Here is a 23,937-nt window from a genome sequence, read left to right as displayed (position 1 = left end):
CCGTCGCTCACGCACCGCGACCGTGGCCCCGCCGTGAACTTCGGCGGGGCCACGGTCGTTCGAGCCGCCGGTCGCCACCGACGCCCGCCCGCTCCCGCGGACATTCACTCGTCGACATTCACTCGTCGCGGACCGTGATGCCGAAGGTGCGGGCGAAGGCCGGGGCGAGGTCCATGAGCTGGGCGGGGCGGATGGTCGCGCCGCGCAGGGCCTCCAGGCCGTGGGTGATGTCCACGGCGAGCGCGCCGCGCAGATCCACGTCTTTCAGCGCGGCCCGATGCAGGGAGACGCCCTCGAGCGTCGATCCGGGGAAGGTGACCCGGGTGAGCTTCGCCTCTCCGAAATCGGGCTGGCGCAGCACACAGTCGACGAACTCGACCTGCTGCAGGTTCGCATTGCGGAAGTTCACGGCGTCGAGCTTGCAGCCCTCGAAGCGCACCCGCCGCAGGTTCGCGCCGACGATCTCCACCCCCGACAGCGCGGTGTCGATCAGTTCGACATCCATCCAGCTGGTCTGTCCGAGGTTGGTCCCGATCCATCGGCAGTCGCGCAGCCAGACCTCGGAGAGCCGGGCGAACCGCAGGACGCCGCCCTGGAAGGTCACCCCGGTCAGGGCCGACTCTTCGAACCGCACGCCACTGGCCTCGGTGTCGATGAGCCGCGCACCGTCGATGTGCACGGCGTCGTAGCCGGAGTCGGGTTCCGGGTCGCCGTCGAAGGGCCGGAGGTAGCGGGCATAGGCGAGATCACTCAGCTCACGGGGCACTCCGGCACCATAGGCGCGGCCACCGACAGGTCGTCGCCGCGAATGTGCTCGACCCCATCGCGACCCGGTTTGGAGGGGTAGGCCCGAGTCCTGTAGTCTTGGACGGTCGCTGCCCGGTGACAGCATTCTGCTGTGGAGCCGTGGCCCGGTTCAATCGAGAGCCACCAGGCGCTGAGGCGGCGGTGATTACCAGACCAGTCTGCGGCGGTCTCCGGTGTCAATCGGAGGCAGGCCGTGAGAGCCACAGTGCCCAGTGCACTAGTAGAGGAAGAAGGGCAGCCGACCGATGGCAACGTACGCGATCGTCAAGACCGGCGGAAAGCAGTACAAGGTCGCGGTCGGTGACCTGGTGAAGGTCGAGAAGATCGAGGGTGAGCCGGGCACTTCGGTGTCGCTGTCGCCGGTGCTGGTCGTGAACGGCGCCGAGCTGACCACCGATGCTGACAAGCTGGCGAAGGTTTCCGTGTCCGCCGAGGTCGTCGAACAGACCAAGGGCCCGAAGATCCGCATCCACAAGTTCAAGAACAAGACCGGCTACCACAAGCGTCAGGGCCACCGTCAGAAGCTGACGGTCCTGAAGGTCACCGGCATCAAGTAAGTCCGACCAGGGGTTCGCACCCCGGCACGAGCGGTCAGGCCCGGAGGCGGCAGCCTGCGTAATACGTAGGGCCCCGGTCGTGCCGCATCGAAACTGCACGAGGAGTTCTGAAATGGCACATAAGAAGGGTGCATCCAGCTCGCGCAACGGTCGCGACTCGAATGCCCAGCGGCTCGGTGTGAAGCGCTTCGGCGGCCAGGTCGTCAAGGCGGGCGAGATCCTGGTCCGTCAGCGCGGCACCCACTTCCACCCCGGCGTGAACGTCGGCCGTGGCGGTGACGACACGCTGTTCGCCCTCGCGGCGGGCGCGGTCGAGTTCGGCACCAAGCGGGGCCGCAAGACCGTCAACATCGTGGAGCCGGTGTCGGCCTGACGCCGTCACGGAGCTTCTCCACAACTTTCCGAAGCGGGTCAGGGTGCGGACGAACACCCTGACCCGCTTTGTCGTTCGCGAAATACCCGAGGGTTCGTCCTCGCCCTGACCCTGTTGGCGCGCCGCGAACCCGCCCGGAGCGCAGCGCAGGGCAAATCAGGCACAGCCTGAAGGAGGATGATCACCGATATGTCCAAATTCATCGACCGTGTCGTATTGCATGTGCGAGCGGGCAAGGGTGGGCACGGGTGCGCTTCCGTGCACCGCGAGAAGTACAAGCCGCTCGGCGGGCCCGACGGCGGCAACGGCGGCAACGGCGGGGACGTGGTCCTCGAGGTCGATCCCAATGTGCACACCCTGCTGGACTTCCACTTCCACCCGCATGCCAAAGGCGGCAACGGCAAGCCCGGCGAGGGCGGCAACCGCAATGGCAAGCAGGGTGAGGAACTGCTGCTGAAGGTGCCCTCCGGCACCGTCGTCATGACCGCGGACGGTCAGATCCTGGCCGATCTCGTCGCCGACGGCGAGCGTTTCATCGCCGCCAAGGGCGGTCGCGGCGGACTCGGCAATGCCGCGCTGGTGTCGAAGGCGCGCAAGGCTCCCGGTTTCGCGCTGCTCGGTGAGCAGGGGCAGGAGCGCGAGCTGGTCCTCGAGCTCAAGTCGGTGGCGGACGTGGGGCTGGTGGGCTTCCCGTCGGCCGGTAAGTCCTCGCTGGTCTCGGTGCTCTCGGCGGCCAAGCCCAAGATCGCGGACTATCCGTTCACCACGCTGGTGCCGAATCTGGGGGTGGTGCAGTCCGGAGACACCACCTTCACGGTGGCCGATGTGCCGGGGCTGATTCCGGGGGCGAGTGAGGGGCGCGGGCTGGGGCTGGACTTCCTCCGCCATCTGGAGCGCTGCGCGGTGCTCGCCCATGTGGTCGACTGCGCCACCATGGAGCCGGGCCGTGATCCGGTCTCCGATGTCGACGCGCTCGAGGCCGAGTTGGCCTCCTACAAGCCCGCCCTGCAGGCCGACGCCGGACTGGGGGATCTGGCCGATCGGCCGCGCGTGGTCATTCTCAACAAGGCCGACGTCCCCGATGCCGACGAGCTGGCCGATTTCGTGCTGCCGGAGTTCGCCGAGCGCGGCTGGCCGGTGTTCAAGATCTCGGCGGTGAGCCGGGAAGGCTTGCGACCCTTGACCTTCGCACTCGCCGAGCTGGTCTCCGAGTATCGGAAGGCGCATCCCAAGGCCGAGCCGAAGCGTCCGGTCATTCGCCCGGTCGCCAAGGGCGACAGCGGATTCCGCGTAGCCCGCGATCCGGAGACCGACGGCGGGTTCATCGTCTACGGCGAGCGTCCGGAGCGCTGGGTGGCGCAGACCCAGTTCGACAACGACGAGGCCGTGGGCTACCTGGCCGATCGCCTGGCCCGCCTCGGCGTCGAAGAGGAGCTGGTGCGGCTGGGCGCCCAGCCGGGCGCGCCGGTGACCATCGGCGATGTGTGCTTCGACTGGGAGCCGCAGATCTCCGCGGGCGTGGAGGTCATGATGACCCGGCGCGGCGTGGATCCGCGGCTGGACCAGACCGAGCGCATCGGCGCCGCCGAGCGCAAGCACGCCTCGCGGGTGCGCCGCGGCCTGGTGGGCGAGGACGACGACGAGGAATGAGCCGCCACACCCGCTCGCCGGCGCATCGCGGCGGGGCGGCGGGGCGGTGTTCGACAGTGACCGCGGCGGTGCAGCGGATGTATCGCGGGCGAATTGAGGTGTGGTGCAGTGAGTTCGAGTATCACGCGGATGGACTCCGAGTTGAGTGAGGCGCGGCGGGCCATCGCGTCGGCGCGCAGTGTGGTCGTGAAGATCGGCTCCTCCGCGCTGACCAGTCTCGAGGGCGGTCTCGACAACGGTCGGCTGGATCGGCTGGCCGACGCGGTGGAGACGCGCATGCGGGCCGGATCGGATCTGGTGGTGGTGTCCTCGGGAGCCATCGGCGCCGGTATCGCGCCGCTCGGATTGTCCAGCCGTCCCAAGGATCTGGCCACCAAACAGGCCGCGGCCAGTGTGGGCCAGTTGGCGCTGGCGCACGCCTGGGGCACCTCGTTCGCCCGCTACGGCCGCGTGGTCGGGCAGGTGCTGCTCAGCGCGGACGACTTCTCGCGGCGGGAATCCCACCGCAATGCCCAGCGCACCCTGGACCGGCTGCGCGCCCTGCACGCCATCGCGGTGGTGAACGAGAACGACACCGTCGCAACGGAAGAGATCCGCTTCGGCGACAACGACCGGCTGGCGGCGCTGGTGGCGCACCTGGTGGGCGCGGACGCGCTGGTGCTGCTGTCCGACGTGGACGGCCTCTATGACGGCGACCCGCGCAAGGGCGACGCGAACTTCATTCCGGAGGTGCGCAGCAGCGCGGATCTGGACGGGGTGATCGCGGGCAGCGGCGGCGCGCTGGGCACCGGAGGTATGGCGTCGAAGCTTTCGGCGGCGCGGCTGGCCGCCGACGCGGGGGTGCCGGTGCTGCTGGCCGCCGCCTCCGACGCGGCCGCCGCACTCTCGGGGGCGACGGTGGGCACCGCGTTCGCCGCACGGCCGGTCCGGTTGTCCGCCCGCAAGTTCTGGGTCCGCCACGCCGCCGACAGCCGCGGTGCCGTGCACCTCGACGAGGGCGCGGTGCGGGCGGTGGCGGAGCGCCGCAGCTCCCTGCTCGCCGCGGGGATCACCGAGGTACGCGGCCGCTTCTACGGCGGCGACGTGATCAGCCTGGTGGCACCCGACGGCCGGGTGGTCGCCCGCGGCATCGTCTGCTACGACAGCGACGAACTGGAGACCATGAAGGGCCGCTCCACCACAGACCTACCGGAAGGCATGCAACGCCCCGTCGTGCACGCCGACGACCTCGTGAAGGTGTGAGCGTGGCGCAGGAGCACTGCTGTGCGCGGATGACGAGCGCCGTGCGGGGGCGGCTGCCCGCTCTCGTCGGGCGCTGCGCGGTGGGCCGTATCCGCGCACCGGCCATCGGACTCGGGTAGGCGCTGTGGCGGTGACGAACCGCGCCGGATGGGTGCGATGGCATGGCACCCGCGCGGATTCTTTCGGGTGGGTCATGAGTAATAGCAACGGTTTTCGGGGTGGGGGCGCGCCAGGGGAGCCCGTGGGAGCTGGCGTGTCCCGGGTGTAAGGGCGACGGAAGGCCACCGGAAGGGCAGTGGGCGGACGGCCTGTACGGCGCATGCTGGAGGGGCACCCGGCGCCGTATCGCATGTGCCCTTCGCCGATAGCGGTCCCGGATCCGGTGCGGTCCGCCCTTGCCGCGCCGGGCTCGCGGTTCGGTGACCGCCAGCGGCGCCGGGTGCGCCCGCACCGCCGTGGAGGTAGGTATGCACGTACTGCCCGACTGGCATGAACTTCTGGCCGCGTTCTGCGGCCATATCGGCGATCAGCCGGAGGATCATCCCGTGACCCGCTGGGCTCGACTGCTGGCCGAATCGCATCTGGCGCGCCGGGACCGGCCGGAGTGCGCCGCCGAGATCGACCGCAGGCGCGCCCATATGGTCGAGTGCATCGACGATTACGTGCTGCGCCGCGCTCGCCGTGCCGAGACCGCCGCGGCGTGCGGGGAGTCGCTCGGTGCCGTGGTCGACGCCATGGCCGCCGCCCATGTGCGGGCCGTGCACCTGCTGCGCACCGTCGACGCCGTCTCCGATGAACGGGTGCACGCGGCGTGGTTCCTGCTGGCCTCCATGGCGGACGGGTGGACCGACCGGGTGGCCCAGGTGACCGGAATGGTCGGCGCGCCGGTGCGCCGATCGGCCTGAGATGTGCCGGCCCCGGGAGCCGGACGCCCGGGGTGCGGTGGTCGTGGTCGCGCGCAGGGGGCGCGGCCGCGACCACCACGGCCGCCGGCCGTATCGTCGGCTAGGCGGTCGGGCGGGCTTCGAGAACGCTGTCGGGAGCGGCCGTGTCCACGATGCGTGTGAGGGTGAACCCGCTGCGGGACAAGAGCTCTCGGAACTGCTCGGTGGTGCGTTCCCGGCCGCCGGAGTTGACCAGCATCTCCAGGTCGATGAATTTGCCCGCGTGCGGGCGCTGGTGTTCGGGCAGCACGATCTCGATGACGAGGAGGGTGGCCTCGGGCGTCATGGCCGTGCGCACGGTGCGCAGCAGACGCTCGGCGTCGGCGTCGGGCCAGTCGTGCAGGATGTGCTCGAGGATATAGGCGTCGCCGCCCTCGGGCACCGATTCGAAGAACGATCCGGACCGCAGCGTAAGGCGCTGGGCCAGTGCGAGTTCCGCGATATCGCCGGAGGGTTCCGCCACCACCCGCGGCAGATCGAAGAGGATGCCGTGCGTGCCCCGGTGGCGGTGCAGGATCTCGGCGAGCAGGGCCCCGCGTCCGCCACCGATATCGACCACCGTGTCGAAGCGGTCGAAATCGTATGCGGCGAGCAGCGGTTCGATGGCGAGGGTGTTCACGCTGGCCATGGCGCGGTCGAACAGCTCACCGAGTTCCCGGTGCTGGGCGGCGTATTCGAAGAAGCCCGCCCCGTCCAGGCCGGGCCCCACCGGCTTTCCGGTCCGCACCGCATCGGCCAGATGCGTCCAATGGCGGCGGTGATACTCGGACCCGAAGAACAGGGACAGATCCCGCAGCGTGACCGGACCGTCGGACCGCAGCGCCCGCGACATTCCGTTCAGTGCGTACGTCCCGTCGCGCCGCCGCGTGAACACGTCGAAGCTGACCAGCAGCCGCAGCAGCCGCTCCAGCGCATCCGCATCGGCCCCCACCGCCTGCGCCAGCTCCTCCACCCGTTTCGGCCCGTCCGCCAGCGCATCGGCGACCCCGAGCTGCGCCGCCGCCTGAATCGCCGGTGCCAGAAACCCGGTCATCTGCAATTCGAGCAATGCGATATGCCCGGGCACCAGATGCCGATGCAGCGCCGCGAGCCCGTCGCGCACCAGCCCGAGCACGCGCACCAGCGGTGGCGGAGGCAGTTTCATCGATCCGAATGCCATGGCGACTCCATCGCTGGTCGGTGCTGCTCGCACCCGTCGAGCCTACGCCGCCTCGATCGCTGGGGCGCGGTCGCATTCGGTCCGAGCCAGTGCTGGCTCTCGCGTGTGTGTCCGCGCTTGATTTGACAATTACTTGAGATTCTCGGTTTGCCGGTCCGGGTTACCGGCTGTTTCGATCAGGTCGAACCATCGACCGGAAGGAACAATCGTCGCCATGCGCCGAACCACCATGATAATTCTCGCAGTCACCATCAGCGTCGGCGCGCTGAGCGGATGCGGCGGCAGTTCGACGAAGACGAGTGCTCCCGTCGGCACCGGCACCTCGACAACGACCGCGGATTCCGGCGCAAGCACAGCCGAATACTGTGAGGCGGTCGAGGAACTGGGCGATCTGGCGGCGGCATCGACCTCGGCAGAGCTCATCGGCAAGGCACGTCGGATCGCTGAAGTCGCCCCTGCCGATATCCGCGCCGACTGGGTGGCGTTCGCCGACGCCAGTGAAGCCGGACTCGATCTTTCGGAAATCGACTTCTCCAACCCCGACACCGCTTTGGAGGAATTGCAGGGCAAAACGGTGGAGGCTCAGGAGAATGCCACGAAACTGACCGATGCTTCCACGAAGATCGGCAAGCATATTACGCGGACCTGCAACTAGCCTGATGGTGTGGGCGCCTGGCTCCAGGCGCCCACGTTGTCAGCAACGCGATGTCGGCTCGGCTGCACAATGGATGACGTATATATCACTCGGCCGCGTTCATCTCGGTACGGATCCAATGCAGCACGGAATCGTAGCGAGGTGTCCAGGACAATTCGTTTCGGGCCGCCTCGCCACGCACTCTACTGTTGGACCCGAGCGCGTATACGGCAACCTCGTACCCCCACTCGGCAATCGCAGCCTCGACATCCCACGACTGAGCCTCGCCGAGGCCCATGACATCGGCGATTGCACCAGCCATCTCGCCGAACGAGGCTTCACCGTTCTCCACGAAGTAGAACGACCCCGCGGGCGCACTATCGAGGGCGCGCAGATAGAGATCGACAGCATCGTCGATATGTACTGTAGACCAACGGTTTTCGCCCGGACCCAGGTATCTGGCCGCCCCGGAGCGCCTCGCGTGGGCTACCAGTCGTGGGAGCTGCACGCTGTCGCGCCCGATACCCCGGCCGTGTCCGTAGATCAGGCTGTTGCACAAAACGACCGACCGTACGTTTCGGTCAGCTGCTGCGATGGCGAGGCGATCGATCGCCACCCTCGCCGCTTTGTCCGACGTCGGCCGCCATTGCCCGCCCGGCCGCACATCTGCCTCGGTGAACACGGCGTTCGAAGCATGCCCGCGTGCGTCGTCGCCGACGATGCTGGTCCCACTCGTGTGTAGCAACGGCTTTCCGGTCCCGGCCAAGGCATCGATCAAGGTGTGGACCACGCCCCGATGATCACTGTCCGCCGCGTTGATCACGGCGTCCGCGGCGCCAGCGGCACCGGCCACCACGTCGACCTCGTCCAGGGTGCCGACAACCGGCTCGATGCCGAGTTCCGCCAACCTGTCGACTCGGTCGAGCGACCGCGTCAATCCCGCAACCCGATGGCCCTCGTGAACGAGCCTGGTCGCAATCGACCCGCCGATGAATCCGGTAACCCCGGTAACGAACACTCGCATACCTTCTCCATTGCGTGTATCTACAATATGTGTATGTGCACATAGTGTAGATACAGGTAGCCCGTGTCAAACTGGGTTATGGAATCCAGCGTCCGTCCCGAGGTGCGCCTGCCGACCGAACTGGAGCGCAGCGCGCATGCCCTCCGGCTCCTGCACGCCAGCATCGATGACACCACCGAACAGGCGTTGCAGCGCTCGCATGGGATCTCTGTCACGGAATACCTGGCTCTCGCGGCACTCGAGTACTCCGACGACGGGGGGCACCTCCGCCAGCAGGTTCTCGCAGAATCGATTCCACTCCAACACAGTTCGGTCAGCCGTTTGGTGAGCCGACTGGACCGCGCGGGTCTGACGGAACGGTACTTGTGCGAGTCCGATCGGCGGGGTGTCTACACCCAGATCACCGACCGTGGGCGCGAGCTGGTCAGGACCGCCCGCCAGACGTATCTGCAAGCGTTACGGACGGCATTGTCCGATGCTCGGAACGACAGCCGGTTCGCCGCCTGGGTAGCTCAGCTGGAAGGGAACTCCTGACCGGTCACCGTCGGCCGTTCTGCATCGAACAACTATCCGACCCGGTCGCCGAGTCGAGCGGGGCCGGGTGTGCTGGCCGGCCCCGAGCCGTCAGGACGGTGTGGCCAGGGCGAAGGGCAGGACCGCTTCGGCTCCGGCGGCGCGCAGGGTGCGCGCGGCCATGGTGAAGGTCCAGCCGGTGTCGGTGAGGGTGTCCACCAGCAGGATTGGGCCGTCCACGGTGGTGAGATCCGGTGTCTCCCAGGCATTGTGGAGGGCAGCCACGCGGTGGGCGGAGTTGACGGCCGAGACCGGGGGCAGGTCCGGGCGCCGGTGCAGGACGCCGAGGTCGCGCAGGCGGCCGATCTGGGCGAGCCGGGCGGCCAGGGAGGCCGCGAGGATCGGGTGGGTGGGTGATTCCATGGCCATGACGGCGGTGGGCCGCCGCGCCCAATCCCATTCGCGCAGTACCACCGTGCAGGCCCGGAAGAACTCGTCCGGCACCGGGCCGTCCGGTGCGTCGAGCAGGGCGCGCAACCGTTGGCCCCAGCCGAGATCGCTCAGGCGGCCCAGCACCCGGCCGGTCTCGGCGCCGTCGGATATCTTGCCGGACAAGGAGATTCCGAGTTTGGCCATACCCGTCGGCCACTGCTTGCGCGGGGCCAGATCGATACCCGGCCGGTCCAGGCGGGCCCGGATCTCGGATACCTGCGCGGTGTCCACGCCGGTATCCGGGCGAGTGCCCGTGCAGTTGTCGCAGCGTCCGCAGCCGGGTGAGTCGGCCATGAGGCCCGGATCGTCGAGTTGGCGGCGCAGGAAGTTCATCCGGCATTCGGCGGTGGCCTGGTAGTCGATCATGGCCTGCTGTTCGGCATCGCGGGCGGCGGCGAGCCGTTCATAGCGTTCGGTGTCGTAGGTCCACGGTTCGCCGGTGGCGATCCAGCCGCCGCGCACCCGCTTGACCGCGCCGTCCACATCCAGGACCTTGAGCACCATCTCCAGCCGCGAGCGATTCAGTTCGACCAGCGGTTCCAGCGCGGCGGTGGACAGCGGCCGATCCCGGTCCAGACTGTCCAGCACCGAGTGCACGATGTGTTCGCGCGGGAAGGCGACCGAGGCGAAGTAGCTCCAGATGCGCCGGTCCTCCGGACCGGGCAGCAGCACCACCTCGGCGCGCTCGGTACCGCGCCCCGCGCGGCCCACCTGCTGGTAGTAGGAGATGGGGGAGGAGGGCGCGCCGACGTGCACCACGAATCCGAGATCGGGTTTGTCGAAGCCCATCCCCAGCGCCGAGGTGGCGATGAGCGCCTTGACCTCGTTGTTCAACAGCGCCAGCTCGAGGGCCTCGCGCTCGGTGGGCTCGGTCTGGCCGGTGTAGGCGGCGACCTGGTGGCCGTGGGAGTTGAGCACGTCGGCGAGGTCGTGCGCGGCGGCGACGGTGAGCGTGTAGACGATCCCGGAGCCGGGCAGTTCGCGCAGGTGCTGGCTGAGCCACGCGGTGCGCTCGACCGCGTCGGCGATGTGCACCACCGACAGCCGCAGCGATTCGCGATCGAGGCTGCCGCGCAGCACCAGCGTGTCGGTGCCGATCTGGGTGGCCACGTCGGTGACCACGCGATCATTGGCGGTCGCGGTGGTGGCCAGCACCGGCACGTCGGAGCCGAGATCGGCGATGAGGGTGCGGATGCGCCGGTAGTCCGGCCGGAAGTCGTGGCCCCAGTCGGAGACGCAGTGCGCCTCATCGACGACCACCAGTCCGGCATCGGCGGCCAGCTTCGGCAGCACCGCATCGCGGAAGTCGGGATTGTTCAGCCGTTCCGGGCTCACCAGCAGCACATCCACGTCGCCCTCGGCCACCCGCGCGTGGATCTCGTCCCATTCGGTGACATTGCCGGAGTTGATGGTGGCCGCCACCACTCCGGCCCGCTCGGCCGCCGCGACCTGGTTGCGCATGAGCGCCAGCAGCGGGGACACGATCACCGTCGGGCCGCGACCCGCCGCCCGCAGCAGTTTGGCCGCGATGAAGTACACCGCGGACTTGCCCCAGCCGGTGCGCTGCACCACCAGCGCCCGCCGTCGCCGCACCACCAGCGCCTCGATGGCGGTCCACTGATCCTCCCGGAGCCGCGCGGACGGTCCCGCGAGTTCGCGCAGCAGCCGTTCGGCGTCGTCCCGCAGCGCCGCACTGGTCTCGGTCGGAGAGGTCGCGTTGGTCGGGGTCACGCGCTCCATGGTGCCTCACACCGCCGACAGCCGACCGCGAGCGGGGGCTTCCCGCACCCTTTCCCACGCTCACGCACCGCGTCCAGGCGTTCGGGCCGGTGATTCGGCGGCCCCGATCCGGTCGCCGCGGCCGAGTATCTCCGGGTGCGGCACCCGGCCGCGGGAACGGCTCCCACTGCCGCCGGACCCCGGCCGGTCCGGCCACCGCCGATACCGGCGTGGTCGGCGGCGAGGCGCGCGGGCACGACCTCGATATCTCCGTGAGAGCGGGAGCCGCCGGGCCGCGGTTGTCCGGCGTACGGGCGACGACGAGATATCGGAGGGGCGATCCGGGTAGCGAGTGACCGGAGTCTTGGTTGCGGTGCGGTCAAGATCGGGCGGGCCGGGGCGTGTTGCCGGACAATGGGGGGAACCCGGGGACCGGTGGGCGCGTCCCGGGGGTATGGGAGGCGTCATGGGTCAGAAGTTTCCGTCGCCCGCGGGGTGGAGTCCGCCCGGCGCACAGTTCACCAGCGGTTCCGCCACGTCGCGGTCGGTCACCGGGGTGGCGGCGGGGTTGGTGATGATGCCGATCGGTATCGCCCTGGCGGCCAATGGCGGGCTGGATATCCGCTACTGGGTGATCGTCGGCGCGGTGACCGACCGGTTCGCCGCGTCGGTGCAGATCATCGTGGGCTCGCTGCTGCTCATGCTGGTGGCGGTGCTGGCCGCCTACTCACCGCTGGGCACCATGGTGGCGAGCCTGGTGTGGGGCGTGTTCCCGGGCGTGCTGCACCTGCTGTTCCCCGACGACACCTTCCGGCTGATCGGGGACCTGCCGCTCATCTCCAGCGAGATGACGGTGGCGCTGCACGCCTGGGTCACTTACGGTTTCGCGCTCATCTCCGGGGTCATGCTGCTGGGTGCGGGCATCGTGGGCGCACTGCTGCGCCGCTGAGCCGAAGCCGCGCGGCCGTCTCTCGCTGGCGGCCGCGCGGCATCCGGTGCGGGATCAGCCCTTCACGCACAGCACCTGCCGCAGCGTCGCCACGACGTCGACCAGATCGCGCTGGGCGTCGATGACGTCGTCGATGTTCTTGTACGCCGCGGGGATCTCGTCGATCACCCCGGCGTCCTTGCGCGACTCCACGCCCTCGGTCTGCGCGATCAGATCCGCCACCGTGAACTGCTTCTTGGCGGCGTTGCGGCTCATCCGGCGGCCCGCACCGTGCGACGCGGACTGGAACGAGGCCGGGTTTCCCTTGCCGCGCACCACATACGACCGCGTGCCCATGGAGCCGGGAATCAGCGCCAGATCGCCCGCACCCGCCCGCACGGCACCCTTGCGCGTCACCAGCATGGGCACCCCGTCGACGACCTCCTCCGCCACATAATTGTGGTGGCAGGAGATCGGCTCGTCGAAACGCACGTCGAGTCCGGCGAATTCGTCCCGCACGGCCTTGCACACCAGTGCCAGCATCACGGCCCGATTGCGGGCCGCGTACTCCTGCGCCCAGGTGAGATCCCGCCGGTACGCCTCCATTTCCGGTGTCCCGGAGAGGAATACCGCCAGATCCCGGTCCGGCAGATCCCGATTGTGCGGCAGCGCCCGAGCGATCGCCATATGCCGCTCGGCGAGTTCCTTGCCGATATTCCGGCTTCCGGAATGCAGCAGAATCCACACATTCTGCTCGGTATCGAGGCAGACTTCCACGAAATGATTTCCGGATCCCAGCGATCCCATCTGCTTGTGCGCCTTGGATTCCAGCGACAGCACTCCGGAATGCAGCGTATCGAAGGACTTCCAGAATCGTTCCCAGCCGGTGCGCAGCGTGGTGCCCGCCGCGCGCTGACCGTGCACCTCGGCCTCGAGCCGCCGCACATTCACCGGCTCCCGATGCGCCGTGAATCCGACCGGCACCGCCGCCTCGATGCGGGACCGCAGCGACAGCAGATCGTCGGGCAACCGCGCGGCCGTGAGCGAGGTGCGCACGGCCTCCATTCCGCAGCCGATATCGACGCCGACCGCGGCGGGCGCGACCGCGTCCCGCATGGCGATGACGGATCCGACGGTGGCGCCCTTGCCGAGATGCACATCGGGCATCACACGTACGCCGTGCACCCATTCCAGCTGCGCGATATTGCGCAACTGCCGCAAGGCGGCGGGGTCGACTTCGTGCTCGTGCGCCCACATGAGCGTCTGCGCGCGCGTTCCGCGCAGCTCGACGGGAAACATTGTCCGGTCCTTCCTTCAATGAACATGTCCACCGTAAGGACAGAGCGGACGTGCGCGCATCCGAATATCGGGCCGGGGTGACGTCGCCGCGTCGCGCCGTTCGGCCGACGCTACGGCGGTGCTCGTCGGCCGAGTGCTACCCCGGTGCCGCCGTCCTCGTCTAGCATCGCCCTCGTTCGATCGCTTCTGAAATAGTGGGGATTCTCGTGTCGCTCGCTCGTAGTGCCGCCGTCACCGCCGCCGCCGTCGCCGTCTGTGCGCTGGGTTTCGCCGCACCCGCCCAGGCCGCGGGGCAGTACGGCACCATCGCGATTTCCCGGCTCGGCAATGTGGTGGTCGCCTCCACCGACGAATCCAGCCGGGTCACCGCCGACGCCGCCGCCATCAAGGACTGCAATGTGTACGACTGCGAGATAGTGCTGCGGTTCAATGGCGGATGCGCCGCGGTGGCCCAGGGCGCGGACGGTGCGTACGGGTGGGCGGCAGCGCCGTCGCGCGCCGAGGCCGAGGCGGCCGCCGTGGGTGGTTTGGGAGAATCGCATCCGCCGTTCCCCGACCTCGGCAGCGCTTCCCCGCGACCCGCCCGAGTAGCGCTCTCGGCCTGTACGGCAAACGCGTCCTAGCGGGCGAATCGACATAAACATTCGGAGGAATTCGAGTCGGAAGTATTCGAGTTCGCCGAGTTTTCCGCTGTCGAATGGTTGGATGTGCACGACTTCGATTTCACTTGCACATGGAGCGCGCGCATTCCGTACCACCGCAGACAGGAGAAGCGTTGTCGATGAAAGGCGTGAGCCTCGCCGGCGTTGTCGCCGTCGGTCTGACCGTCGCGGCCTGTGGTGAGGAGACCGAACCCGTTGTGCGGCAGCAGCCGCCGTCGCTGACCATCGGGATCAAATTCGATCAGCCGGGAATGTCGGTCATGGGGCCGGACGGCGTGCCACGCGGTTTCGACGCCGACACCGCCACCTATATCGCGGGCAGGCTCGGTGTCACGCCCGAGCACATCGTATGGAAGGAGGCGCGCTCGGACGAGCGCGAGCGCCTGTTGAATTCGGGCGAGGTGGATTTCGTGGTCGCCTCCTACTCCATTACCGCGGGTCGCCAGCAGCAGGTGTCCTTCGCCGGGCCGTATCTCGTCGCGGGGCAGGATCTGCTCGTCCGGCAGAGCGAGCGGGAGATCGAACGCCCCGAGGATCTCAACGGCCGCACGGTCTGCACCGCGGAGGGCTCCAGCTCGGCGGACAAGATTCGCAAGGACTTCGCCGCCCGCGCGGCCCTCGTCACCCGTGACACCTATGTGCAGTGTGTCGGCGACCTGCTCACCGGCACCGTGGACGCGGTCTCCACCGATGACGTGATCCTCGCCGGCTACGCCGCCCAGCACCCCGGCACCCTGCGCGTGGTGGGGCATCGCTTCACCCGTGAGCGCTACGGGGTCGGCGTACGCAAGGGCGATATCGATAAGCAGGCCCGGATCACCCGGGCCATCCGCATGATGATCGACGACGGCAGCTGGCGGCGCGCCGTCGACGCCAATATCAGCCCGTCCGGGCACCGAACCCTGCCGCCCCCACCGGTTTTCAACGCACCGGACAAGGAGATCGCCCCAGGCGACCTCACCCAGCTCGATCCGGAGCTGGTCCGCATCACCGAGGCCATCGCCGCGACCTTCAACGCCCAGGACTGGGAGGGATTCCAGCAGCTGGTCTGTCCGGAGACCGCTCGGGACATCGACGATCTCGTCATTCAGTACACCCCGCAGTACGACCGCACCCTGGGCCCGGAGGTGCGATCCGCGGGCTTCACCAAGACGATCACCGGCATCACCCAGACCAGCCCGAATTCGGCCACCTACCTGGCACACGAATCCTTCAGCAATATCCCGGAGAAGTACCGGCACTACTTCAGGGACATCGACTACACCGGCACCATGGTGCGCCGCGACGGCGAGTGGCGGCTGTGTTCCATCGCCGCCGATTTCGTCGAGCCCTGAACCTTTCGTGGGGGCACCGAGCTCAGCGTGCCCGCTCCGCACGCGCGGGCACCAGGCCGAAGGGATCCGGGTGGATCTCGCGGGTGAAGTCCATGACCTCGACGGCGGTGGGGCGCAGCCGCAGCAGCACGAAGTCGTCGCCCTCCGGCCCGCCCGGGAAGAACAGCTCGAAACCGTTCACCCACCGGGCTTTTCGCTCCTCGGGGTCGTCGACGATGGTGGCGGTGGCGTACACGCACGCGTAGGCGATCCCCGGCCGGTCCTCGACGGCGTAGGTCACCTCGGGGGAGGCCGCGATATCGGCTGCCTTGCGGGATTTCGGGCTGGTGCCGATCCAGATGGTGTCGTCGGCATCGACACCCGCGTGCTGCACGAGGCGGGTGTGGACGCGCCCGTCGGCGACCGTGGTGAGAAATCCGTACGTGGTCGTCCGCAGCATCTCCCGTGCGGCGGCGAACAGTTCGTCCGACATGACCCAGCTCCTGACCGATGTAGAGTATTCGTTCCATATAGTTATAGAACGGACCCTCTACATTCGGCAAGGTCTATCGGGGCACACGCGCGGTGCGGGTGAGGGCGGTGCGCAGGGCGGCGAAGGCGGTCGCATTGGCGCGCTCGGTCTCCGGGAGGTGCCAGGCCATGGACATGAAACCGTGGACGGTGCCGTCCCAGCGCTCGACCTCCGCCGCCACCCCGGCCTCGCGCAGGCGTCGGCCGTAGGCTTCGCCCTCGTCGCGCAGCGGGTCGAATTCGGCGGTGACGATGTGGGCGGGCGGCAGCCCGGCAAGATCGGCTCGGGTCGGATTGGCGTAGGGATGGCTCGCGTCGGCGGGGGTGCGCAGATACTGCTGCCAGTACCAGTGCAGGTGGGTGGCGGTGGTGAAGTAGCCCTCGGCATTGTCGGTGTAGGAGGGGCTGTCGCAGGCCGGGTCGAGCATCGGGTAGAGCAGCAGTTGGAAGGCGATATCGGGGCCGCCGGTGTCACGGGCGCGGAGAGCGGCGACGGTGGCGAGGTTGCCGCCCGCGCTGTCACCGGCGACGGCGATGCGGGCCGGGTCGCCGCCGAGGGATTCGGCGTGCTCGGCCACCCAGCGCAGTGCCGCGTAGGCGTCGTCGGCGGCGGCCGGGAAGCGGGCCTCGGGGGCACGTCGGTAGTCGACCGACACCACGATGACGCCCGCCGCGTCGGCCATGGCCCGGCAGAACCGGTCGTGGCTGTCGAGCCCGCACAGGACGAACCCCCCGCCGTGGTAGAAGGCCACGACGGCGGGTATCGGCTCGGCATGCGGTGGCCGGTACAGCCGGATCGGCACCCCGGGGGCGTCCGGCGGTCCGGGCACCAGCCAATCCTCAACCCCGGCAACGGGTATCGGCTCCATCACCGGCGTCGGCCGGGCAGCCAGGAAGGCCCGCGCCGCGGCGGCGTCACAGACCTCGGTGCCCAGAGCGGGGAAGGCCGCCGTCGCGGCGTCGACGAAGGATCGCCATTCGGGGGAGAGGGGCATCACGAATTCCTTACCGGAGTTGCTACGGGTTCCGCGGGATGAACTTGCCCGCCGCCAGACCGCCGTCCACGGTCACCTCCGCGCCGGTGATGTAGGCCGCCGCGTCGGAGGCGAGGAAGGACACCAGCTCGGCGACTTCCTCCGGCAGTCCGGTGCGTTCCAGCGGCAGGGTCGGGAAGCTGCCCGGACCGGTGGTCAGATACGGCACCATCGGGGTGGCGATGGGTCCCGGATGCACCGAATTGACGCGGATGCCAACGGGTCCCAGTTCCAGTGCCGCGATCTTGCTGAGTCCGCGCAGCCCCCATTTCGAGGATCCGTAGGCGGAGTGGTTCATCAGTCCCTCGATCCCGGCCTGGGAGGAGATATTGACGATGGAGCCGCCGCCCGCCTCGGTCATCGGACCGACAACCGCCTTGATGCCGTTGAACGCGCCGACCAGATTCACCTTCAGGATCCGCTCCAGCTCCTCGGCGGAGGTCTCCACGAGCGGTTTCATGGTGTAGATCGCGGCATTGTTCACCAGCACGTCGAGCTTGCCGAAGGTCGAGACGGACTCGGCCACAGCCGCATTCCAGCTGTCGGTGTCGGTGACGTCGTGATGTACGAAATGTGCCGCCGCGCCGAGTGATTCGGCGAGCTCCTTACCCTCCGCCGCCAATACGTCGGTGATCACCACCCGTGCCCCGCGGGACGCGAACAGCCGCGCCTCCGCCGCGCCCTGGCCACGGGCCGCGCCCGTGATGAGCGCGACTTTGCCGTTCAGATCGACCATTTCGATTCCTCACTCCGTTTCGTCATTTCCATTGCATCCTGCTCGCGGAAGTGGGGGATGACATGTTCGCCCCACTGTCGGATCGTCTCCAGGCATACCTCCTGCGGCACCGTGCCCATCTGGATCAGGCACAGGATCTCGTCGGCCCCGGCCGCCCGCAGCCGTCGCACGTAGGCGATGGCGTCATCGGCGGTGCCGTAGGCGTGCGCGGCGTGAAAGATGGCGGTGGAGCCGGACGTCACCGGAATCCTGGCCTCGTGCAGGTAGGCCACATGCTCCTCGGCAGCCTGCCCGAGCCGCGCGATTTCGTCGGCCTCGGGGTCCACCGCCTCGTCGGGCACCGGCCCGGCGCCGTAGTAGTGCTTGATGGACTGGGCGAAGAACCGCTGCCCGCGCGCCCCGATCTGCCGCGCCCGCTCCCGGTCGTCGAGCACGATGGTGGGACACAGCGCCGCGAAGTGGTCGTTGACCACGGTGGAGACGAATCGCTCGCCGGTGCGTGCGGCGATGGCCGCGTCATAGGTGCGCCGCAGCGCCGCGATCTCCTCGATGCCGGCGAAACCCAGGACCAGGGCCCCGATTCCGTAGTCGGCGGCGAGTTTCAGGGTGTCCTTGCGGGTGCAGGCCATGAACAGCGGCGGATGCGGCCGCTGCACCGGTCGCGGCAGCAGGTGGTGCGGGTCGATGTCGAGCAGCGGACCGTGGTATTCGAAGTCGCTCTCCGGGTCCTGCCACGCCGCGGCGATCACGCGCAGCGCCTCCTCGACCTCGTGGCGGGTGCGTTCGGGATCGACGCCGAAGAACGAGGTTTCGACGGGGGTGGCTCCGCGGCCCGCGCCGAGATCCAACCGCCCGCCCGAGAGCACGTCGAGCATGGCGGCCCGTTCGGCCACCCGGACCGGATGGTTGAAGCCGAAGGGCATGCACACCACGCCGTGCCCGACCCGGATCCGCTCGGTCCGGGCGGCCACCCAGGTCAGGAAGATCTCCGGGGCGCTCATATGCGCGTACCACCGGAGCCCGTGGTGTTCGACCGCCCACACCGTGTCGAATCCGACCGTATCGGCCAGCACCGCCTGCTCGACGCAGTCGCGCAGCACCCGCGCCTCGTGTGCGGCGGTCGGGTCGGTCATCTGCGCTTCGAAGATCATCGAGAACTTCACGGTCGCCACTCCTCGCCGGATGTCCCGGTCGGGCCGGGCGCTATGCCTGTCCGAAATAGTTCTGCACGCATACCCCGTGGTCATCGGGATGTCCCAGTGGTCGGGACCACACCGTGCCGGGCTCCGGATACCGCCTTAGCGTCGGTTCCACAACCCGCGTCCCCGCCCGCCGCTCCGCTGTGCGTCGGCGGCCCGCGCTCCGCCTGCGGTAACCGAAGCTCCGCCTGCGGTAACTGAAGCTCCGCCTGCGGTAAATGAAAAGGACTCGAGAACTGTGGAATTCGAATTCGATGTGGTCGTGGTCGGCTCCGGCGCGGCCGGAATGACGGCCGCGCTCACCGCCGCCTACCGCGGGCTGTCGGTGACATTGATCGAGAAGAGCCGCCTGTTCGGCGGCTCGACCGCGCGCTCCGGCGGCGGCATCTGGGTGCCGAACAATCCGGTGCTCCAGGCGGCGGGCGTGCCCGACAGCCCGGAGATGGCCCGAACCTATCTGAAAGCCGTTGTGGGCGATCGTGTTCCGGAGGCCAAGCAGCGCGCCTTCCTGGATCGCGGGCCGGAGATGTTCCGCTATCTGGGCGCGCGCTCGCGGTACTGGGAGTTCGTCTACGACCGCGGCTACTCCGACTACCACCCGGAGTATCCCGGCGGGCTGTCGCAGGGCCGCAGCATCGAGCCCGCGCCCATCGACGGACGGTTGCTCGGCGCGGATCTGCACAAGATCAATCAGCCGACCATGTCCGCGCCCAAGGGCATCGCCATCACGGTCAGCGACTTCCACGACCTGAATATGATCGCCCGGACCTGGGCGGGCAAGAAGACCGCCGTGCGGGTGGGCGCGCGCGCCGCGCTCAACATGCTCAAGGGCGCGCTGCCGCTCAGCCTCGGCAAGGCCCTGGCCGCCCGGCTGTGGCTGTCGCTGCGGGACGCGGGCGTGCCGGTGTGGCTGAGCACGCCGCTCACCGGGGTCGTCACCGAGGGCGGCGCGGTGGTCGGGGTGCGGGCCGAGCACGAGGGCCGGTCCGTCGTCATCCGGGCGCGGCGCGGTGTGGTGCTGGCGGCGGGCGGCTTCGAGCACAACCTGGAGATGCGCGAACAGTATCTGTCCGGGCCGCAGTCCACCGACTGGACCGTCGGCGCGACCGAGAATATCGGTGAGGGCATCGTGGCGGGGCAGAAGGCCGGCGGCGCGGTGGACCTGATGGACGACGCCTGGTGGGGCCCGTCGGTGCGCAATCCCGACGGACCGCCGTTCTTCTGCCTGGCCGAGCGCTCGCAGCCGGGTGCGATCATGGTGAACGACAACGGGGAACGGTTCGTCAACGAATCCGCGCCGTACGTGAACGTGGTGCACCGGATGTACGAGATGGAAGCGGCGGGCACCGGCAGCATCCCGGCGCACTTCATCTTCGACCAGAACTTCCGCGACCGTTACCTGTTCCTGGGCAACTTCCCGAAACGTCCACTGCCGCAGAAGTACTACGACGCGGGCATCATCACCTCGGCCGACACGCTCGCCGAACTCGCCGACAAGATCGGGGTGCCCGCCGACCGGCTCACCGCCACCGTGCGGCGGTTCAACGACTTCGCCCGTGCCGGTCGCGACGAGGACTACGGCCGTGGCGATTCCGCCTACGACCGGTACTACGGCGATCCGACCGTGCGCCCGAATCCGACCCTCGCGCCGCTCGAGCGCGGGCCGTTCTACGCGGTGGAGATGGTGCCCGGCGATCTCGGCACCAAGGGCGGCCTGGCGACCGACGAATACGCCCGGGTGCTCGACCACGACGGCGAACCCATCGCGGGACTCTATGCGGCGGGCAACAACTCGGCCGCCGTCATGGGCAACGACTACGCCGGTGCGGGCGCGACCATCGGGCCCGCCATGGTGTTCGGGTACATCGCCGCCAACCACCTGGCCGACTCCCGGCCGACCGATCACGAGGAGAGCTGACATGGGACGCGTCGACGACAAGCACGTCGTCATCACCGGCGGGGCGCGCGGGATGGGCGCGGCCTTCGCCCGCCGACTCGCGGCCGAGGGCGCGCGGGTGACCATCGCCGATGTGCTGGTCGAGCCGGGGCGCGCGGTGGCCGCCGAGATCGGTGACGCCGCACTGTTCCTGCCGCTCGACGTGACCGACGAGGGTGACTGGACCACGGTGATCGCCACCGCCGAAGCGCGGTTCGGTCCGGTGTCCGGGCTGGTCAACAATGCGGGGATCGTGCACGTGGACCCCATCGAGAAACTCTCGGAGGCCGACTACCGCCGCGTCGTCGACGTGAACCAGGTCGGCGTCTTCCTCGGGATGAAGGCGGTGATCGACTCCATGCGGCGTGCGGGCGTGGGCTCCATCGTGAACATCTCCTCCACCGGCGGGCTCATCGGCTACGCGAACATCCTCGGCTACGTCGCGTCCAAGTGGGCGGTGCGCGGAATGACCAAGACGGCGGCGCAGGAGTTGGCCGCCGACAATATCCGGGTCAATTCGGTGCATCCCGGCATCGTCGCCACCGAGATGACCGCGGCCTCCGACCGTTCGCGCTCGATCGCGGCGATGCAGCCCATCGCGCGCCCCGCCACTCCGGAGGAGCTGGCGAATCTGGTGCTGTTCCTCATCTCCGACGAGTCCTCCTACTCCACCGGCGCGGAATTCGTCGCCGACGGCGGCTTCACGACCCAGTAAGACGGCGGACTTCCGCCACCGCGAGACTCCGCCACCGCGAGACTCCACCACCGCGAGACTCCACCATTGTGAGACAAGGACATTCCCATGCAGAGCTTCCACGGCAAGGTCGCCGTCATCACCGGAGCCGGGGCCGGTATCGGCCGGGCGCTGGCGCTCGAGCTGGCCCGCGGCGGGGCGGCGCTCGCACTGTCGGGCCGCAATCTCGACAGTGTGGCCGAGACCGCCGCCCTGTGCGAGCAGGAGGGGGCGAAGGCCCGCGCCTATCGGCTCGACGTCACCGACCGGGCGGCGGTGTACGCGCACGCCGATGCCGTGGTGGCCGATTTCGGCAAGGTCAACCTGGTCGTCAACAATGCCGGTGTCTCGCTGACCGCCAATATCGAGGACGTCGGCTGGGACGATTTCGAGTGGATCTTCGATATCAACTTCTGGGGGACGGCGCACGGCACCAAGGCTTTCCTGCCGCATGTCATCGCCTCGGGCGACGGGCACATCGCCAATATCTCCAGCATGTTCGGCCTGGTCGCATGCCCGAGTCAAAGTGGTTACAGTTCATCGAAATTCGCCATGCGGGCGTTCACCGACGCGCTGCGGCAGGAGATGATCATCGCGGGCCATCCGGTGGGCGTCAGCAGCGTGCATCCGGGCATGATCAAGACCGAGATCGCCTGGAAGGCACGGGCGTCGGCCAATCGCGATCGCGACGCCCTGGCCGCCAACTTCGACCGGCTGGCCAAGACGTCGCCGGAGCGGTGCGCCCGCACCATCCTGAACGGCATCCGCAAGAACAAGCCGCTCATTCTCATCGGCACCGACGCCAAGGCCATGAACTGGATGCAGCGCCTGCTCGGGTCCGGCTACATGAAGCCGCTGACCGCGCAGATGCGCAAGGAGGTCTGACTCAGGCGAGTACCTCGATGCGTGCCGGAACGTACTTGTGCCACGGGGTTCCGGCGATCGGGTCGCGGTGGTGCAGGGACGTGAGCTCGTTCGGTGCCACACCCGCGCGATTGGCGGTGAAGGATCGGCGTTCCCCGGCCGCCAGCACGAACGGATGGTCGGGGTCGGCCCGGTCCGGCGCGTCGGCCAGTTCGCCGAAGGCCGCCAGCAGTTCCGGGATCTCGAGGGTGAAGCGGCGATCCGGGCGGCGGACGTCTTCCAGGTGGGGGCTCGGGCAACGGCCGTCGGCGGGAGCCTCCGTTCGGTACCGTGGACCCATGGCCGGATCGGTGTCGCCCAAGGGATCTCGCATCGCGCTCGTGCTGGGCGGGGGTGGTCCGGTCGGCATCTCGTGGCTGGCCGGTTTGGCGGTCGGCCTGCGCGAGGCGGGTATCGATCTCGGGTTGGCCGACCGATTCGTGGGCACCTCGGCGGGTGCGGTGGTGGGCGCCGTGCTCGCGGCGGGCGCGGACCCCATCCGCCTGCTGACGCCGCCGCCCGCGGACGCCCCGCCGCTGCGCGCGGATCCGGCGCGACTGGGGGAGATCTTCGCCATCATGACCGAACCGGGGATCGCCCCGAAGGACGCCCGTCGCAAGATCGGCGCGCTGGCGATGGCGGCGGAAGTCGGTGCGCCCCAAGTGCATATCGACCGCATGCACGCCCTGGTCGGCATCTCCGACTGGCCCGACCGCGATATCGTGCTCACCGCCGTCGACGCCGACTCCGGCGACCTGCGCACCTGGACCCCCGGCGGCGTCGCCACCCTGGCCGAGGCCCTCGCCGCCACCACATCGGTGCCCGGGGTGCTGCCACCCATCCCCATCGACGGCCACACCTACGTCGACGGCGGCCTTCGCTCCGCCGTCAACGCCGACCTGGCCCTGCCCGCCGATACCGTGGTCATCCTCGAACCCCTGGCGCACATGTTCCCCCGCACCCGCGCCGACCGCGACCTCGGTTCCGTCCACGAGATCTCCGTCGTCCCCGACGCCGCCGCCATCGCCGCCTTCGGCCCCGACGTCTTCGCCGTCGCCGCCCTCACCCCCGCCTTCGAATCCGGCGTCCGCCAATCCGCCGACGCCGCCACCGCCCTCGAAGACCTCTGGCCCACCCGCTGACCATGCCGAGCCGGGGCGCGCGGCGGGTATCAGTCGTGCGTCGCGCCGATGCTGTGCAGCACCTCGTGGATGATCGGGTCGTCGAGTTGGTTGGCTACCGCGCGGCCCATGCGGGTGGAGGTGATGAAGTTCTCGTGCCGCAGCACCCGCAGCGCCTGGGAGATCGAGTTCTCGGTGCGGCCGGTGGCGGCGGCGAGTTCGCCCACGGTGATGCCGGGGCAACGGTGCAGGCAGAGCAGGATCTCCAGGCGGCCGGGGTCGGAGAGCAGGTCGAAGCGGCGCGCCCAGGCGCGGATGTCCACGCCGCGGAGCGCGAGTTGTCCGCGCCGAACCGGTGACCCCTTCGTTGACTGCGGTACTCCCATGACCCTCACGGTAGTCGCGCCGGAACGCGAGGCCCTATTATC

Annotated in this window: 25 protein-coding genes; 14 read left to right on the top strand and 11 right to left on the bottom strand. The window is 69.0% G+C overall.

Annotated elements, in window-relative coordinates:
* Positions 1-118: 118 nt before the first annotated feature.
* Positions 119-766 carry a pentapeptide repeat-containing protein gene (locus QMO76_RS11625; protein WP_306361249.1) on the bottom strand — a complete coding sequence of 216 codons (648 nt, stop codon included), beginning with the start codon at positions 764-766 and terminating at the stop codon, positions 119-121.
* Between the two features lie 286 nt (positions 767-1,052).
* On the opposite strand from QMO76_RS11625, the gene rplU reads away from it, so the two are divergent.
* The 5 genes from rplU to QMO76_RS11600 all read left to right on the top strand — a co-directional run bounded on the left by rplU (position 1,053) and on the right by QMO76_RS11600 (position 5,534).
* Positions 1,053-1,364 (top strand): 50S ribosomal protein L21, encoded by a 312-nt coding sequence (rplU, locus tag QMO76_RS11620; protein WP_029927107.1) that lies wholly within the window; start codon positions 1,053-1,055, stop codon positions 1,362-1,364.
* Positions 1,365-1,476: 112 nt separating this feature from the next.
* Complete coding sequence (gene rpmA, locus QMO76_RS11615) at positions 1,477-1,737, top strand: 50S ribosomal protein L27 (RefSeq protein ID WP_306361248.1); 261 nt, start codon at positions 1,477-1,479, stop codon at positions 1,735-1,737.
* A 189-nt stretch (positions 1,738-1,926) separates the two neighbouring features.
* Positions 1,927-3,387, top strand: coding sequence for a GTPase ObgE (obgE, locus tag QMO76_RS11610; protein ID WP_306361247.1), 1,461 nt, complete (start codon positions 1,927-1,929; stop codon positions 3,385-3,387).
* A 141-nt stretch (positions 3,388-3,528) separates the two neighbouring features.
* Positions 3,529-4,629 (top strand): glutamate 5-kinase, encoded by a 1,101-nt coding sequence (proB, locus tag QMO76_RS11605; protein ID WP_306361587.1) that lies wholly within the window; start codon positions 3,529-3,531, stop codon positions 4,627-4,629.
* Between the two features lie 467 nt (positions 4,630-5,096).
* Positions 5,097-5,534 carry a DUF4254 domain-containing protein gene (locus QMO76_RS11600; protein ID WP_306361246.1) on the top strand — a complete coding sequence of 146 codons (438 nt, stop codon included), beginning with the start codon at positions 5,097-5,099 and terminating at the stop codon, positions 5,532-5,534.
* Positions 5,535-5,634: 100 nt separating this feature from the next.
* Here the strand turns inward: QMO76_RS11600 and QMO76_RS11595 are convergent, their stop codons facing one another.
* The gene (locus QMO76_RS11595; RefSeq protein WP_306361245.1) at positions 5,635-6,732 is read right to left on the bottom strand and encodes a methyltransferase; all 1,098 of its coding nucleotides are present in this window, start codon (positions 6,730-6,732) and stop codon (positions 5,635-5,637) included.
* Between the two features lie 214 nt (positions 6,733-6,946).
* Between QMO76_RS11595 and QMO76_RS11590 the strand changes: the two genes are divergently transcribed.
* On the top strand, positions 6,947-7,387 hold the full coding sequence (locus QMO76_RS11590; protein WP_306361244.1) for a hypothetical protein: 441 nt from the start codon (positions 6,947-6,949) through the stop codon (positions 7,385-7,387).
* Between the two features lie 85 nt (positions 7,388-7,472).
* Here the strand turns inward: QMO76_RS11590 and QMO76_RS11585 are convergent, their stop codons facing one another.
* Positions 7,473-8,390, bottom strand: coding sequence for an NAD-dependent epimerase/dehydratase family protein (locus QMO76_RS11585; RefSeq protein WP_306361243.1), 918 nt, complete (start codon positions 8,388-8,390; stop codon positions 7,473-7,475).
* A gap of 102 nt (positions 8,391-8,492) precedes the next feature.
* Between QMO76_RS11585 and QMO76_RS11580 the strand changes: the two genes are divergently transcribed.
* Positions 8,493-8,924 carry a MarR family winged helix-turn-helix transcriptional regulator gene (locus QMO76_RS11580; protein WP_306361242.1) on the top strand — a complete coding sequence of 144 codons (432 nt, stop codon included), beginning with the start codon at positions 8,493-8,495 and terminating at the stop codon, positions 8,922-8,924.
* Between the two features lie 90 nt (positions 8,925-9,014).
* Here the strand turns inward: QMO76_RS11580 and QMO76_RS11575 are convergent, their stop codons facing one another.
* On the bottom strand, positions 9,015-11,135 hold the full coding sequence (locus QMO76_RS11575) for an ATP-dependent DNA helicase RecQ (RefSeq protein WP_306361241.1): 2,121 nt from the start codon (positions 11,133-11,135) through the stop codon (positions 9,015-9,017).
* Between the two features lie 445 nt (positions 11,136-11,580).
* Here QMO76_RS11575 and QMO76_RS11570 point away from each other — a divergent pair, with 445 nt between their 5' ends.
* Entirely contained in the window at positions 11,581-12,063 is a 483-nt protein-coding gene (locus QMO76_RS11570) for a hypothetical protein (protein ID WP_306361240.1), read from the top strand.
* Positions 12,064-12,117: 54 nt separating this feature from the next.
* Here the strand turns inward: QMO76_RS11570 and QMO76_RS11565 are convergent, their stop codons facing one another.
* Positions 12,118-13,341 (bottom strand): RtcB family protein, encoded by a 1,224-nt coding sequence (locus tag QMO76_RS11565; protein ID WP_306361239.1) that lies wholly within the window; start codon positions 13,339-13,341, stop codon positions 12,118-12,120.
* A 206-nt stretch (positions 13,342-13,547) separates the two neighbouring features.
* On the opposite strand from QMO76_RS11565, the gene QMO76_RS11560 reads away from it, so the two are divergent.
* Entirely contained in the window at positions 13,548-13,964 is a 417-nt protein-coding gene (locus QMO76_RS11560) for a DUF4189 domain-containing protein (RefSeq protein ID WP_306361238.1), read from the top strand.
* A gap of 158 nt (positions 13,965-14,122) precedes the next feature.
* Positions 14,123-15,337, top strand: a complete 1,215-nt coding sequence (locus QMO76_RS11555) for a glutamate ABC transporter substrate-binding protein (RefSeq protein ID WP_306361237.1) — start codon at positions 14,123-14,125, stop codon at positions 15,335-15,337.
* Between the two features lie 22 nt (positions 15,338-15,359).
* Here the strand turns inward: QMO76_RS11555 and QMO76_RS11550 are convergent, their stop codons facing one another.
* The 4 genes from QMO76_RS11550 to QMO76_RS11535 all read right to left on the bottom strand — a co-directional run bounded on the left by QMO76_RS11550 (position 15,360) and on the right by QMO76_RS11535 (position 18,780).
* Positions 15,360-15,809 (bottom strand): pyridoxamine 5'-phosphate oxidase family protein, encoded by a 450-nt coding sequence (locus QMO76_RS11550; RefSeq protein WP_306361236.1) that lies wholly within the window; start codon positions 15,807-15,809, stop codon positions 15,360-15,362.
* A 73-nt stretch (positions 15,810-15,882) separates the two neighbouring features.
* Positions 15,883-16,842, bottom strand: a complete 960-nt coding sequence (locus QMO76_RS11545) for an alpha/beta hydrolase (RefSeq protein ID WP_306361235.1) — start codon at positions 16,840-16,842, stop codon at positions 15,883-15,885.
* A 22-nt stretch (positions 16,843-16,864) separates the two neighbouring features.
* Positions 16,865-17,617 (bottom strand): glucose 1-dehydrogenase, encoded by a 753-nt coding sequence (locus tag QMO76_RS11540; RefSeq protein WP_306361234.1) that lies wholly within the window; start codon positions 17,615-17,617, stop codon positions 16,865-16,867.
* Entirely contained in the window at positions 17,605-18,780 is a 1,176-nt protein-coding gene (locus QMO76_RS11535) for an LLM class flavin-dependent oxidoreductase (protein ID WP_306361233.1), read from the bottom strand. Before QMO76_RS11535 ends, QMO76_RS11540 begins: the two co-directional genes overlap by 13 nt.
* A 274-nt stretch (positions 18,781-19,054) precedes the next feature.
* Between QMO76_RS11535 and kstD the strand changes: the two genes are divergently transcribed.
* The 3 genes from kstD to QMO76_RS11520 all read left to right on the top strand — a co-directional run bounded on the left by kstD (position 19,055) and on the right by QMO76_RS11520 (position 22,370).
* Positions 19,055-20,734, top strand: a complete 1,680-nt coding sequence (gene kstD / locus QMO76_RS11530) for a 3-oxosteroid 1-dehydrogenase (RefSeq protein WP_306361232.1) — start codon at positions 19,055-19,057, stop codon at positions 20,732-20,734.
* A gap of 1 nt (position 20,735) precedes the next feature.
* Positions 20,736-21,467, top strand: a complete 732-nt coding sequence (locus QMO76_RS11525) for a glucose 1-dehydrogenase (protein WP_306361231.1) — start codon at positions 20,736-20,738, stop codon at positions 21,465-21,467.
* 87 nt (positions 21,468-21,554) lie between these two features.
* Positions 21,555-22,370 (top strand): SDR family oxidoreductase, encoded by an 816-nt coding sequence (locus QMO76_RS11520; protein WP_306361230.1) that lies wholly within the window; start codon positions 21,555-21,557, stop codon positions 22,368-22,370.
* Position 22,371: 1 nt separating this feature from the next.
* On the opposite strand, the gene QMO76_RS11515 is transcribed toward QMO76_RS11520, so the two are convergent.
* Entirely contained in the window at positions 22,372-22,689 is a 318-nt protein-coding gene (locus QMO76_RS11515; protein WP_306361609.1) for a hypothetical protein, read from the bottom strand.
* On the opposite strand from QMO76_RS11515, the gene QMO76_RS11510 reads away from it, so the two are divergent.
* Positions 22,688-23,530: a patatin-like phospholipase family protein gene (locus QMO76_RS11510; RefSeq protein ID WP_306361229.1), complete on the top strand. Its 843-nt coding sequence runs from the start codon at positions 22,688-22,690 to the stop codon at positions 23,528-23,530. The genes QMO76_RS11515 and QMO76_RS11510 overlap by 2 nt on opposite strands.
* Before the next feature lie 29 nt (positions 23,531-23,559).
* Here the strand turns inward: QMO76_RS11510 and QMO76_RS11505 are convergent, their stop codons facing one another.
* The gene (locus QMO76_RS11505) at positions 23,560-23,895 is read right to left on the bottom strand and encodes a helix-turn-helix transcriptional regulator (protein WP_306361228.1); all 336 of its coding nucleotides are present in this window, start codon (positions 23,893-23,895) and stop codon (positions 23,560-23,562) included.
* Positions 23,896-23,937: the final 42 nt, after the last annotated feature.

The sequence above is a fragment of the Nocardia sp. CC227C genome, assembly GCF_030767025.1.
In the GTDB taxonomy this organism is placed as follows: Bacteria; Actinomycetota; Actinomycetes; order Mycobacteriales; family Mycobacteriaceae; genus Nocardia.
Note: the sequence above shows the minus strand (reverse complement) of the source record. Positions and strands in the feature narration are given on the sequence as shown.